Here is a 12673-nt window from a genome sequence, read left to right as displayed (position 1 = left end):
TACCAAGGGGGAGAAAAATCTCGCTTCCCCCCTTACCAAGGGGGAGAAAAATCTCGCTTCCCCCCTTACCAAGGGGGAGAAAAATCTCGCTTCCCCCCTTACCAAGGGGGGGCTGGGGGGGGTACGTGCCGAAGTGTTGGCAAAATCCGATGCTTATGTCGGCGGCGAAGATATTGACATCTGGATTGTCGAAGATTATTTGCGACAAATTGGTTCGTCGCGCGCAGAAGTCGGCGCAATTGGCTGGCAAAACTTATTAGAAATAGCGGAAAAATTAAAAATTCAACTTTCTCAAGTTAATGAGGCGAAGGAAAGCTGGTTTGACGATGAAAATTTTATGTCTTACGACTTGCAGCTAAACCGAGACAAGCTTGAGGAAATTCTGGAATCTAGGCAGTTGTTAGAACAGTTGCGGGAAGCTTTAGATGAAGTGCTGAGTATTGCACAGGGAAAAGGTATCGGCAAAGCAGATATCGAACAGGTTTTGCTGGTAGGAGGAACTTCTTTAATTCCGGCTGTATCTAATTTAGTGGTTTCGTATTTTGGGCGGCAAAAAGTCCAAAGAGACAAGCCTTTTGAAGCTGTGGCGCACGGTGCTTTAGCGTTGACACAATTGGTAAGTGTTGATGATTATTTGCGCCACAGCTATGCAATTCGCCTCTGGGAACCTTATGCTAAAGCTTATGCTTATTCGCCGATATTTAGCAAGGAAATGAAGTATCCCTGTCAAAGTTCCGAAGAGTTGACGCTGCAAGTGGCAATTGAAGGGCAAAGGGAAATTCGGTTAGATATTGGGGAAGTTGCGGAGGTATCGCAAGCGGAGGTTATTTTTAACGAAAAAGGGCAAATGACGAGCAGTTGGCTCAACAAACAGACGGATTTTCGCTCTTTGGAAAGCCACCACCAGCAGGTTTGTGTGGCGCATTTGGACCCGCCTGGGGTATTGGGAATTGACAGGGTTTCGGTGAGTTTTGAGGTGGATGAGAGGCGGGTTTTGTTGGCGACGGTGCGGGATTTGGTGACTGGTAAGGTGTTGGTGGAAAAAGGGGCGATCGCCAAACTGCAATAATGGTAAAATTTTTAGATAACATTCGGCTCTTGAAATCGGTACTACACAAACTTTCGTCCTGAGCGTGCGCGGACTGAAGAATATCGATTAAAATCAAATTTATGCCGCCATGAAAAAGCAACAAAATAAATTCAGCCACCTGACGGCAATCGAAAGAATTTCCCTGTCATTCCCGGCAAGATTTTTATTGGATAAAAACTTGCTGCAAGGCAAAGTTTTAGATTTTGGGTGCGGCTTGGGCAGCGATGTGAGATTGTTGCAGCAAAAAGGCTTCGATATTACGGGTTATGACCCTTATTATTTCCCGGGGTTCCCCGAAGATAAATTCGACACAATCATTTGCTTTTATGTTTTGAATGTTTTGTTTCCCGAAGAACAAGCTAATGTCTTGATGGAAGTTTCGCACCTGTTGAAACCGGGAGGGAATGCGTATTTTGCGGTGAGAAGGGATATCAAAAAAGAAGGCTTTCGAGAACATTATGTCCACAAAAAGCCTACATATCAGTGCATTGTCAAACTTCCTTTTAAGCCAGTTCACCTAGATGAGTCTTGCGAAATTTACAAATACGTGCATTACAACCATCAAAGAAATTCGACTAATAACTGCATATTCTGCAATCCTTACAAAAATTTAACTTTACTCACAGAATCAGCAACAGCTTATGCGATGTTTGACGGTTATCCCGCCAGCAAAGGTCATGTTTTAATCATCCCCAAGCGTCACGTTGCCAATTATTTTGAACTGCCGTTTCGAGAGCAATCGGCTTGCTGGTTTATGGCTAATAAGGTGCAAGAAATGTTAAGTAAAGAGTTTCAGCCTGACGGTTTTAATGTGGGAATCAATATTAATAAACAGGCTGGTCAAAGTCGCAGTCACGCGGCTATTCATGTTATCCCGCGTTACAAGGGCGATGCGGCTGGGAATAAAGGGGGAATTAGGTATGTGATTCCCAAGAGTGAAAAATAAAAGTTAGCAAATTGTGAAAGGAATTATTTTTTACCGCAGAGGCGCAGAGAACACAGAGGGATAGAGAAGAGAGGAATTCATAATTTTTGTAAGGATTGTTATCTTTGAGCAAACGGCGAGCCAAATAGAGTTAAAATGTGTTTGCAAGGTCTAAAACTACACATTAGCAGCAATTTGGTGTTCTGTTTATGTCTAAGCGCAAAAAGCAAGCATGGCTCAAGGAAACTCTAGAACTCAAAGAAGACCACAATTGGAAGTCAAAGCCTGGAACTCGAATTTTTGTAGCAGGAAGAGGTGCAGTTCGCTTTGATGTCCCGGAAGATTGGCATTTTGAACCGGATACTAATTCGTTTAGGTTTACGGATAAAAAGCCGCCGGATGATGATTGTCGTTTGGAGGTTTCGTTTAATTTGCTACCACCTAATAACTGGGCAGATTTTCCGCTGGTGCCGCTATTACAGAAGGTGGTTGAAGATGATACCAGAAATCCGATCGCTCCTGGGGACATTATCCAATTGAAGCGGCAAACTGCCCGCGTTGTTTGGACTGAATTTAAGTTTATCGACCCTCCAGAACAGCGGGAAGCTTATTCGCGAATCTGTATTGGGTTGGGTTCTAATGTTCAGTGTTTGATTACTTTTGATTACTGGGTTGATGATGCTGAACGTTTGACTCCTGTCTGGGATACGGTGATGGATTCGTTAGTTCTGGGTTTGTTTATTAGCGACCCTCGAACGGGGTTCGCACGTCCAGATTAGACGGATTTTCTGGGAAACTTTCAACAACAAATTTTGCTAAGTGTTGGATTGGCAAGCCACCGGCCAGTAAATTTAGAACCTACCTTAAACTTTACAACCGCTTTGCCATGAAAATATCTGGCTTGCCAATTCCGTTGGCGTCGGGCATCACTCCCACGATCGCAAAACCCATTTTTTGATAAAATTCGTAGGGATGACCGCGCAAATTTCTAATTTTGGCGATGTGTTCCCAAACATTAGGATAAAGATTGATGCCTGAAAGAGTGGTTTGATTGTCTTGGTCGTCGGTACCCACCCACAGCACGATCCCTCCCCGGTTTTTAGCTTCTGTTGCTAAATCAGCTACGAGCGATCGACCAATTCCTTGTCCGCGAAATTCTGTTCTCACTACGAGCGGGTGCAGTTCCCAAACATTACCGTCATACTGTTTAATCCCGCCAATCCATCCCAAAACTTGATTGCTGTCGCTGACAGCAATTCGACTGATGCGATCGGCTCCTAAAGATTCTTGCACTTCTTGCAAAGCAGATGTTAGATCGGGCCAAGCATCGGGCCAATGCTCTTTAAAACCTTCAACTATTAATCTAGCTACCTGTTGAATTTTTGGCTCGTCAACCGCACGCAAATCTGTAATTTGTACGTCCATGAATTTACATACTAAATCAAGGATTACGGACTAATACGCTCACAAACCGGATTTTATAACCTGGGAAACGGCAAAAACGAAATATTTCCTAGTCTTCAGGCTCCTTATGTTCCCAAAGAGAAAAGTTATTATTGAAAACTTGCGTGAAACGAAGCTATCCCGCAGGTAATTGCCCGTTAGTGAATCCCTGGAAGATAATCGCCAATTCCCCGCAAAATACTAACACAAGTGCCCTACAATTATCCCACCATCTGGCATCAACCAACCTGCTAACCCCATGCTTTGCGATTACCTGGTACAAATCCTCACCGCCCGCGTCTACGATGTTGCTCAAGAAACAGCCCTAGAATGCGCCCCGAATCTATCAGCACGGCTCAACAATAAACTTTTGCTGAAGCGAGAGGATATGCAGTCGGTGTTTTCCTTCAAGCTGCGGGGTGCGTACAACAAAATGGCGCAACTGTCGCCGGATTTGCTAGCACAAGGTGTCATTGCAGCTTCCGCCGGCAACCACGCCCAAGGAGTCGCCCTCGCCGCCCGCCACTTGGGGACTCGCGCGATCATAGTCATGCCCGTAACGACGCCGCAGGTGAAGGTAAATGCGGTGATAGCCCGTGGTGGAGAGGTAGTCTTGCATGGGGATGCTTACGATGAGGCCTACGCCTTTGCGCGTCAATTAGAGGCCCAAAAAGGTATGACTTTTATTCACCCTTTTGATGATCCCTACGTGATTGCTGGACAGGGTACGATCGGCATGGAAATTCTGCGGCAACATCAAAAACCAATTCACGCGATTTTTGTAGCAATTGGCGGCGGTGGATTGATTTCGGGAATTGCGGCCTATGTCAAGCGGTTGCGGCCGGAAATTAAGATTATTGGCGTCGAACCAGTGGATTCCGATGCAATGAATCAATCGCTGAAAGCGGGTAAACGGGTGCGTTTGTCGCAGGTGGGTTTATTTGCTGATGGCGTTGCTGTGCGAGAAGTGGGGGAGGAAACTTTTCGGTTGTGTCAGGAGTATGTGGATGAGATTATTTTGGTGCATACGGATGATGTTTGCGCGGCGATTAAGGATGTTTTTGAAGATACGCGATCGATCTTAGAACCTGCTGGCGCTTTGGCGATCGCAGGTGCGAAAGCTTACGTGGAACGGGAACAAATCGCAGGAGAAACATTAATTGCTGTTGCTTGCGGCGCAAACATGAATTTCGATCGGCTGCGTTTTGTAGCAGAAAGAGCCGAGTTTGGCGAACGCCGCGAAGCCATTTTTGCAGTCACAATTCCCGAACAACCGGGAAGTCTCCGCAGGTTTTGCGAATGTCTGGGCAAACGTAATTTAACTGAATTTAGCTATCGAATTGCGGATGAAAAAGAAGCACATATTTTTATAGGCGTGCAAATTCAAAACCGTGCCGATGCGGTGAATATAGCCGCAAGTTTTGAAGATTGTGGCTTCAAGACTTTGGATTTAACTGATGATGAATTAACGAAATTGCACGTGCGGCATATGGTGGGCGGGCGTTCCATGCTGGCCAATCATGAATTGTTTTATCGCTTTGAATTTCCCGAACGTCCGGGTGCGTTGATGAAGTTTGTCGGTTCGATGAGTCCTAACTGGAATATCAGCGTTTTTCACTATCGAAATAATGGCGCTGATTACGGGCGAATTGTGGTGGGAATTCAAGTACCGCCCGATGAGATGCAGGAATGGCAGGCTTTTTTGGATACGCTGGGCTATCAGTATGGGGATGAGAGTCAAAATCCGGCTTATAAGTTGTTTTTGAGGTAGGGTTTTTGGGGAAAGGGCGATCGGGCTTTTAGTGCGGCAAAGCTAAATTAAACGGTTGCAACTCATCATAAAGGAAGATACTGAATTTGTCCTCCCAATTCTCCATCAAGACTGCACTCCAGAAGGATTAGAATATCCTCAATAACTCGACCAATGGGTGCATCGAAGGTAATTTCAAAAACTCCTGGCATTGACTTACCTGCCGCCATACGTTCATAGGCATAGCGGGTAATAGTAGCAACATCATGGGTTAGTAATATCCGATCTTCTTCGGCCGCCCATTCCAGCACTGTTGGGTCATCTTCACCGGATAAGCCAACGTCTTGGACGCGAACAATGTCAATGTCTGATTTGCGACGCATCAAACCTCTAACAATTGTATTGTCAAAGTTTTCATCAGCTAGGAATTTCATGCCGATTTCTCTGCCTTGCGGGCCAGCAATCTGTCACGCAATCCCTGCGGATCAAACCTTGCCTCATTCATTTTGCGAATCTCTTGTGCTTGTTGCTGTCTTTGCTGCAAATACGTTTCGACTTCCTGCTGATGATTGAGGTAAAAGGCGATGGTGGCATACACGTCAGCTAATCTCAACGACGGATAACGATAAACGATTTCCTCCGCGGTTGTTCCCTGCTTAAACACTGCAATCACGGTATCTAAAGTCACGCGAGTGTTACCGACTCGCACTACGCCGTCAGCATTGGTCTTTAGGGGGGCCTGTTCAGCTACAACTGCTAATGTCATGGCAACCTTAACGCTTACTGTCTGAATTGTATCAGAACTTCGATATGACTTTGAGGGAAAATTTCAGTTAGAGGGGTAATATGGCCAGCAGCGATTTCCTGACGTACTATCTCAGCTAGACTATCCCACTGAGCGTGTGTTGTAGCTTCAAATTTAGCATTCCACGCGCGTTCATCACTGATATCTTCTTCCGCCATTAGAATGCGGATTAACTCTCGTTTCTCGATCGCAGATAGTTGTCTAATGATAGAGAGTAATTCTGTTAGTGCGATCGGTTGTTTTCCTACGATGCGTCTATGTTAACGGTAGCAGGTCAACGTAGTAATTGCAACTTCCAGGGGAGTTTGACAAAGATAGGCGCGATCGCATCTTAGTTGCGATCGCGCGGCGGTATGATATTCCTAATGTTGAAACTATTTGGTAGTTGCGGGCGATCGCACTTGGGTTTTCTGGTTAGGGCGATCGCTCTTCGCACACCACAATCTATTATGGTTTTATCCAACCTTTAAACGTCTCTTTGACAACATTGACATAGGGATTGTCTAAAAACTCTTCGATCGCAGCTTCACTGCCAGCTTGCAATGCACCAACGACGCGACGCTTGAAACTGGGGGTAGTTTCATCATTAACGTGAGCAATCTTTTCAGCCTCAGTAGCGGTAGGATGAGTTACCTCTAACTGTTTGAGAACTTTTTGAATTTCTGCGGCTGCTTCTGCAAGGGTTTGCTTTTGCTCAGCTAAATGAATGTGTTGGTTGGCTTGCTGTCGTGCGTTATCTGAAACTTTATTGGCTGAGTTGGCGATGTTCGCTCCACGGTAGTCATTATTGAAAGTTTCTGACACGGGTTTACTCTCTGATACGGGTTTATACTCTACATTTCCATCGACGTTTCCTTGAACCAAGTTGCCCTTAAAACTACTATTATCCATGTCTACAGATTTCCGATTCATAGCTGATAGCATCCTCAATTGCTAATGTTTACTTTTAGTGTCATGTTCGCTCAATCGCCAGAAAGATACGAAGTGTTTCCCCCAACATCTCCTTGTATAAAATTACCACTCACCTGACCACCACTAATGGATATTTGGTAAGTAGCCTCCTTTTCACTTTCAATGAATTCATATAGGACTCCAATAACTTGCTTGAGACTTTCCTTTTGGCTTGTAGTAAACAGCATTTTATCACCTGAATTGAGGGTTAGTAATAAACCATAGTGTTTGGGCTTAGCCAAGTTCCAAATTATACCTCCAATCGCAGCTAAACCTAACAATCCACCGACTCCGCTGTTGCCAATACCGATTATAGATGAAGCCAAAAGAGCAAGTATAATAATTCCCCAAGGTATAGTTCCAATATCGACTTCTCCTTCACTAAAACCTGTAATATTGTGAGTTTGGTAAACATTGTATGAGAAACGAACAGTCCTTTTAGTTATGGTAATAACTCTGTTTCTCTCTAAAGTAATGCTCTGATTACTTCCCAAGGGGTTTGGTGTTGCCATTCATTATACCTATAAAATTGATGGTTGAGACTATGTGACGACACCCTTTTCAGCTCAGAGGCGCAACTATGCACCTGTCAATAAACACTATAGTAAAATGCTTGTGTCCGGTTTCTCCATGCTAGACCGATCGCACAAAAAATGTAAAGTAAAAAAAGTTGGAAAAAGTGGGAACTTCCAACAATTGAGATCCAAGGTGCAAAAAGTTGGAAAAAGTTGGAAAAAGTTTGCTATAGTAACCATACTTATCTCACCATCCCACCTATGGACAGTCCTCAGATATTGCAATTTGTCGATGAAGCTGTCTATACCAACACAGGTAAACGTCTAAATAACTTGCAGCGAAAAATTATTTCGGGAATACTGAATCGTCAAAGATATGCTGACGTTGCAGAAACTTATGGTTATAGCTCCCAGCACGTTAAAAAGGCTAGTTACGAGCTTTTGCAAATGTTATCTGAAGTCTTTGGCGAACCGGTTAAAAAAAGTAATCTTGAGTCCGTTATAGAAAGGCAAATAAATCATAATATAAATCTTGGTAATAAAAATACTATTAAAAATAGTAACAAAATTAGCTACATTAACAATTGTCCTAATCCCTCTACTCCTACCCCAGATGAAAGTCAGCCGGAAACTCCCGACTTGCAGCAGAAAAGCAAAAATCAAACTAAGATTGAAACAATTGATAAATTACGGCAGTTTGGCTTGAGCGATGAGCAAATTGCAGAAGCGCTAGATATACCTTTAGAGCAGGTTAAACAGGTGGACTTGGAGGAGTAAAGTCTGCTACAGTAATGAAGAGGGAAATTTTGAGAATAAATTAGGAGAATCAATTGAAAATCAAAATTATCATTCACGAAGCAGAAGAAGGCGGATACTGGGCAGAAGTTCCTGCTATTCCTGGTTGTGCAACAGAGGGAGAAACCTTCGAGGAACTGCTGCAAAACCTCTATGAAGCAATCGAAGGTTGCCAAGCGTGTAGATATTGAATCTATCTTACTCTAATTATTTAGATAATATCATAACTATATGCAAAATAGCAGTATAATTAGTTTCTAGCGCTATCTGCGATCGAGAATCGCATCATAATTATTATGAGAACCTATCCAAAACCACAAAACCCCTTCTGGCTTGTCAAAACCTAACGCTCTGTAGTTTCTTCCTACTCTCACAGACCATAAATTGCCAATTTGCTTGAAGTGCAGTGATGGATGTTTCGGATCTGTCTTGAGCAATTCATAGTTTTTGTCCGCCACTTCTTGAATTTCTATCGGCAGTTGACGGTAATATTCCCAAAATTCAGGCGTTGTAAAATGCTTCAAATTTCCTTACACTTTCCTTCACTAAATGCTTGTTCTGCTTGTCGAATCAAGGCGTCAAATTTGCCTGCTTTCAGATCCTCTTCAATTTGTCTATCCCATAGAGCTTCTTGGAACTCATCAAGCCATTCGAGCAACTCTGCGCGTTCATTTGGTGAAAGTTCCCTTACTGCTGTCTTGATATCTGTAATGTTCATGGGTAAGTAACTTTTTCCCTAATAGCCGTTGACCTGTTTGGTATAATTATATCGCATTCATCGAGCTTTGAAACGGTCGATCAAAATATGTCTTTCATTGTTTACTCTCGCGTACTTGCCGGAAACGATCGCAAATCCCTGCAATAAAGGTTTCGCCGTCAATCGGTGGAGTATGTTCGGACATGGCAACAGCAGCATCTATCTTAACTCGTACACCCTCGATCCACTGGCGATCGGCGAGAGCTGCTTGAAACTCATCAAGCCATTCGAGAAACTCTGCGAGTTCATTTTCTGGAAGTTCCCTTACTGCTGTCTTGAACTCTGTAATGTTCATGGGTAATTAACTTTTTTTGCTAAGAGCCGTTTACCTGTGTACTCTAATTATCAAATTGTTCCCATGAAATAGGGGAGAAAATCTCAGACGCACCCTACAACACAAACTAGAATCATCGTGCAAACTCATAGGCAATATTCGTGATGCGACCGCGCCAGTAGGGCAATAGCGAGCCATCAGGCAGTTGCCACGCCACCTCACCGGAGAGCGGAATCCGCATACCGTCTCGCAATTCGTAGTCCCAGAAGCGGCCTTGCCAGGGCGCAAACACCAGCCCGCCGTTAACTGTACGGGCGCGGGCCTCCGCGCGGATACTGGCGATTAGCCCTGCTTCATCAAAGCGGAAATCCAGGGAAACAGCGGTGTCGCCATCCTGTAGCGTTGCTCTGGCCGAAGAATTGTCGATCGCCTCCCAGCGAACACCCTGACTCGGCAACAGTCTCGTCGGATACCAAGCCGCCTCCGCCAAAAAGCGCATCAGTTCCCCTTGTGCCGCTTCTGGAGTGCCGCGGAGATCCGCCAGAGTCACCAGGCCCAGCAGCGCTGCATGGAGGATGCCTTCGCCAGAAATGTAGGCATCATGAACAAACGCATTGATACCGGGCATCATGGCAATTCGCCCCTCCCAGTCAAAGCCAGGGCGCTGAGTAATTACGAGTTGAGTTGAGGTGAAGGCGCTCCATTTTTCTGCGGTTTCGCTCATGTTAAACGTGCCTTCGTGGGAAACCCGCGCTGCTACAATTAGCGGTTGTCCATCCTTGAGCACCGCGCGAAAGTAGCGCTGCACTGCCTGGGGTAAATCGGCGATTTCCCGCGCATCAAATGTGAGAGGTTTAATCGGCGATCGCGCAGCTTCCAGATTGGCTCGCAGTTCCTTGGTACCGAGATGCCAGCGGTATGCTCCAAGGGCGATCGCGCCAACAATGCCAACTACAAGCGCCAGGATAATTAGTACGATCGCCGATCGCCACATGGTGATTCCTCTCGATACCTAAAAACGAGTTAATCAAACGCGAGTCTTAAACCCATCTACCGACTACAACTCTCAGCGTTCCATCTGCCAAAGTTTCCTCTTCTTCAACATGAAAACCCTCTGACTGCACCGCAGCCATCAAACTTTTACGCGCGTATTTTTGACTAATTGAATTAATAAATTCCTGCTGATTAATTCGAGCGCCCCAAAAATCCGCCACCAATTCGTAATCCTCTCCGCTGCGGCGAAAACCCAAATCGTAACCATTGGATTGCCGAATCACGTACTCCGCATTAGTTTTGTCACCCCGATAACCCCGTACCTGCACATTGGACTCTACTTGATAACCCAACTCTTCCAACACTTGATGCAGCAGTTCGCCGTTCTTGATCTGAACCTTGATAGTTGTGAAGTGTGACATATCACTTTCGGATTTTTGTGTAAAACGCTGATTTGATTATAATAGCATAAACAGCAAGAGTCAAGAAGTTAGAAATTGTGCTCTTAAACCCGGTTTTAGCGTCACAGAAAGCAGCCTGGGTACAAGCCCCCGGATTCATCTGTGCACAAATTAAAAACATAGTATCCGATAACAATTGCCCCGATTTATCCGTGCGTGAGTTCGCTTTATTCAATCCTCCAATTCTTCAAATCTAAAATCTAAAATCCAAAATCTAAAATCGTATGATAGCCGACAATTCTAACCAACCCAGAGAATATGATGCCGTCCTCGGCGGCCAAAGTCAAATCCCGATCGCCGGTGCAGTTTTGGGAGGCATCGCCGGGGTCAAGCAGCGCTTCAACAGTCCTAGTATCGAGGCTCGGATTGCCGCTGTTAAAGATGCTCCTAAATACGGAGGCGCTGGCTTAAATTTAGCAATTGAGGCGCTGCTTGACCCCGCAGCAGAAGTGCAGCGAGTTGCTTATTTAATTTTGCGATCGAGGACAGAACCTCTAGTGCGCCAAGCTTTAAAAGACTTCGTGCCTTACAAGCTTTTTGACTGCATCCGCACTGTGAAAACTGGCACAAATCTGGCGATTAGTCCCGGAGGATCTCGCACCGCGAGTTTGCACGGCAAAATAATTAGAATTTGCGATGTAGATACAGGAGAAATACTCTATACTGTTGACAAGTATCCCCGCGCTCAAGAAACTTTTGTCCTTTGCCAAGAAAGCGAAGTTTTTGTGAGAAGCAGAAATACTCCGAAACACCGTGCGATCGAAATTTGGCAGGGAGGAGAATTGCGGCATACTTCCCTCGGACATGAAGCGGAAATTAGCGCAATTGTCATCAGTCCCGACAGTCAAGTTATCGCCAGCGGTTCGGCCGATACTACTATCAAAATTTGGAATTTAGAGACGGGAAAGTTAATCTGCACTTTTGGCAGTCATTTAACTTGGGGAGCTCATAAAGCAGGAATTATTAGTCTTGCTTTTAGTCCGATCGCACAAACTCTCGCTAGCAGCAGTTCTGACGGTACAATTAAACTGTGGAACCTCCGCACCAGAGAATGCTTCCAAACAATTAAGGGTTATGCGAATTGTCTGGCTTTCAGTCCAGACGGGCAGACTTTGGCGACTGGCGGCTGGGACAGAAATATTCAACTGCGGCAGCTATCGAATCCAGATAGTTCAATCACTTTGGCAGGGCATTTTAACTCGATAAATGCGATCGCCTTTAGTCCCGACGGACGCACTGTTTTTAGTGCTAGTGCTGATGGTAATATCAAATGTTGGAATGCCAGTACAGGCGAAAATATTCACACTCTCAGCGGACATCAAAACTCTGTTACTTGTCTTACTTTTAGCAGCGATGGTGAAACTATTATCAGTGGTAGTATAGACAAAACTGTCAAAATTTGGGGAGTTAATTGAAGGAAGAAGGAAGTTCGGCAACGGATTCTGTAACGGATGTAGCGGATGGAAGAAATAGGGCATAGGGCATAGGGCATAGGGCATAGGGCATAGGGCATAGGGCATAGGGCAGAAGGCAGAAAGAAGAGGGAATCGACCTCATGATTTTCACAAATTAAGTACCTCCTAACTATTCAGGCGCTGCCTATATTTCTATTTTCCCGATTCCCTCTTCCTCGGTGCGTGAATCTACGCAAACAAATATAATAAATTTACAATCCCAGTTCTTGTGCAAGCCTAGGATTGCGGAACTGCTTTTTGCACTACTACAAATAATTACCGTAAAAATACCGATTAGCAGGCATTATTCAGCTTATTATAATTTGTAAACTGTCGCCCACAAGCCTGAGCGAGCCGCAATTTCTGAATCCTTTAAAGTAGCTTTAATATATCGCATCTTGGTCGGAGGAGTATTCCTGCTAATTGTAATATTTGACTTAAAAAGTTTATGCTTAAAAGA

General features: G+C 44.7%; 18 protein-coding genes. 7 read left to right on the top strand and 11 right to left on the bottom strand.

The genetic code is table 11. From position 1 onward, the window contains the following. The 3 genes from QUB11_RS15450 to QUB11_RS15440 all read left to right on the top strand — a co-directional run. Nucleotides 1-1069: Hsp70 family protein (locus tag QUB11_RS15450; RefSeq protein ID WP_333391088.1), on the top strand; the 1069-nt coding region annotated here is incomplete at its 5' end. A 109-nt stretch (nucleotides 1070-1178) separates the two neighbouring features. Next, nucleotides 1179-2036, top strand: coding sequence for a bifunctional class I SAM-dependent methyltransferase/HIT family protein (locus tag QUB11_RS15445; protein ID WP_333391085.1), 858 nt, complete (start codon nucleotides 1179-1181; stop codon nucleotides 2034-2036). A gap of 188 nt (nucleotides 2037-2224) precedes the next feature. Continuing rightward, nucleotides 2225-2794 (top strand): hypothetical protein, encoded by a 570-nt coding sequence (locus QUB11_RS15440; RefSeq protein WP_333391083.1) that lies wholly within the window; start codon nucleotides 2225-2227, stop codon nucleotides 2792-2794. A gap of 91 nt (nucleotides 2795-2885) precedes the next feature. On the opposite strand, the gene QUB11_RS15435 is transcribed toward QUB11_RS15440, so the two are convergent. Beyond that, on the bottom strand, nucleotides 2886-3440 hold the full coding sequence (locus QUB11_RS15435; RefSeq protein WP_333391081.1) for a GNAT family N-acetyltransferase: 555 nt from the start codon (nucleotides 3438-3440) through the stop codon (nucleotides 2886-2888). 256 nt (nucleotides 3441-3696) lie between these two features. Between QUB11_RS15435 and ilvA the strand changes: the two genes are divergently transcribed. Then, nucleotides 3697-5229 (top strand): threonine ammonia-lyase, biosynthetic, encoded by a 1533-nt coding sequence (gene ilvA / locus QUB11_RS15430; protein WP_333391113.1) that lies wholly within the window; start codon nucleotides 3697-3699, stop codon nucleotides 5227-5229. Nucleotides 5230-5294: 65 nt separating this feature from the next. Here the strand turns inward: ilvA and QUB11_RS15425 are convergent, their stop codons facing one another. The 5 genes from QUB11_RS15425 to QUB11_RS15405 all read right to left on the bottom strand — a co-directional run bounded on the left by QUB11_RS15425 (nucleotide 5295) and on the right by QUB11_RS15405 (nucleotide 7476). Further along, nucleotides 5295-5642, bottom strand: a complete 348-nt coding sequence (locus tag QUB11_RS15425) for a DUF5615 family PIN-like protein (RefSeq protein WP_333391078.1) — start codon at nucleotides 5640-5642, stop codon at nucleotides 5295-5297. Next, nucleotides 5639-5974 carry a DUF433 domain-containing protein gene (locus QUB11_RS15420; RefSeq protein WP_333052758.1) on the bottom strand — a complete coding sequence of 112 codons (336 nt, stop codon included), beginning with the start codon at nucleotides 5972-5974 and terminating at the stop codon, nucleotides 5639-5641. The genes QUB11_RS15425 and QUB11_RS15420 overlap by 4 nt, the downstream gene beginning before the upstream one ends. A 14-nt stretch (nucleotides 5975-5988) precedes the next feature. Continuing rightward, nucleotides 5989-6171, bottom strand: coding sequence for a hypothetical protein (locus QUB11_RS15415; RefSeq protein WP_333204405.1), 183 nt, complete (start codon nucleotides 6169-6171; stop codon nucleotides 5989-5991). Nucleotides 6172-6460: 289 nt separating this feature from the next. Further along, entirely contained in the window at nucleotides 6461-6925 is a 465-nt protein-coding gene (locus QUB11_RS15410; RefSeq protein WP_333391075.1) for a hypothetical protein, read from the bottom strand. 50 nt (nucleotides 6926-6975) lie between these two features. Continuing rightward, a complete protein-coding gene (locus QUB11_RS15405) occupies nucleotides 6976-7476 on the bottom strand; it encodes a DUF6232 family protein (protein WP_333391072.1) in 501 nt (166 codons plus the stop codon). Between the two features lie 264 nt (nucleotides 7477-7740). Here QUB11_RS15405 and QUB11_RS15400 point away from each other — a divergent pair, with 264 nt between their 5' ends. Further along, complete coding sequence (locus tag QUB11_RS15400) at nucleotides 7741-8256, top strand: hypothetical protein (RefSeq protein WP_333391069.1); 516 nt, start codon at nucleotides 7741-7743, stop codon at nucleotides 8254-8256. A gap of 53 nt (nucleotides 8257-8309) precedes the next feature. Further along, nucleotides 8310-8465, top strand: a complete 156-nt coding sequence (locus tag QUB11_RS15395; protein WP_333391067.1) for a type II toxin-antitoxin system HicB family antitoxin — start codon at nucleotides 8310-8312, stop codon at nucleotides 8463-8465. A 72-nt stretch (nucleotides 8466-8537) separates the two neighbouring features. On the opposite strand, the gene QUB11_RS15390 is transcribed toward QUB11_RS15395, so the two are convergent. The 5 genes from QUB11_RS15390 to QUB11_RS15370 all read right to left on the bottom strand — a co-directional run bounded on the left by QUB11_RS15390 (nucleotide 8538) and on the right by QUB11_RS15370 (nucleotide 10720). Next, nucleotides 8538-8798, bottom strand: a complete 261-nt coding sequence (locus QUB11_RS15390; protein WP_333391065.1) for a ParE family toxin-like protein — start codon at nucleotides 8796-8798, stop codon at nucleotides 8538-8540. Next, a complete protein-coding gene (locus tag QUB11_RS15385) occupies nucleotides 8795-8992 on the bottom strand; it encodes a hypothetical protein (RefSeq protein ID WP_333391061.1) in 198 nt (65 codons plus the stop codon). Before QUB11_RS15385 ends, QUB11_RS15390 begins: the two co-directional genes overlap by 4 nt. Nucleotides 8993-9086: 94 nt before the next feature. Further along, nucleotides 9087-9326 (bottom strand): hypothetical protein, encoded by a 240-nt coding sequence (locus QUB11_RS15380; protein WP_333391058.1) that lies wholly within the window; start codon nucleotides 9324-9326, stop codon nucleotides 9087-9089. Between the two features lie 112 nt (nucleotides 9327-9438). After that, nucleotides 9439-10299 (bottom strand): DUF6920 family protein, encoded by an 861-nt coding sequence (locus QUB11_RS15375; RefSeq protein ID WP_333391054.1) that lies wholly within the window; start codon nucleotides 10297-10299, stop codon nucleotides 9439-9441. A gap of 46 nt (nucleotides 10300-10345) precedes the next feature. Continuing rightward, nucleotides 10346-10720: a DUF1257 domain-containing protein gene (locus tag QUB11_RS15370; protein ID WP_190743059.1), complete on the bottom strand. Its 375-nt coding sequence runs from the start codon at nucleotides 10718-10720 to the stop codon at nucleotides 10346-10348. 263 nt (nucleotides 10721-10983) lie between these two features. On the opposite strand from QUB11_RS15370, the gene QUB11_RS15365 reads away from it, so the two are divergent. Further along, nucleotides 10984-12174 (top strand): WD40 repeat domain-containing protein, encoded by a 1191-nt coding sequence (locus QUB11_RS15365; RefSeq protein WP_333391051.1) that lies wholly within the window; start codon nucleotides 10984-10986, stop codon nucleotides 12172-12174. Nucleotides 12175-12673: the final 499 nt, after the last annotated feature.

The sequence above is a fragment of the Microcoleus sp. B6-A1 genome (genome assembly GCF_036705085.1).
GTDB lineage: Bacteria > Cyanobacteriota > Cyanobacteriia > Cyanobacteriales > Microcoleaceae > Microcoleus.
The sequence above is the reverse complement of the archived record's forward strand: the minus strand, read 5'-3'. Positions and strand labels throughout refer to the sequence as shown.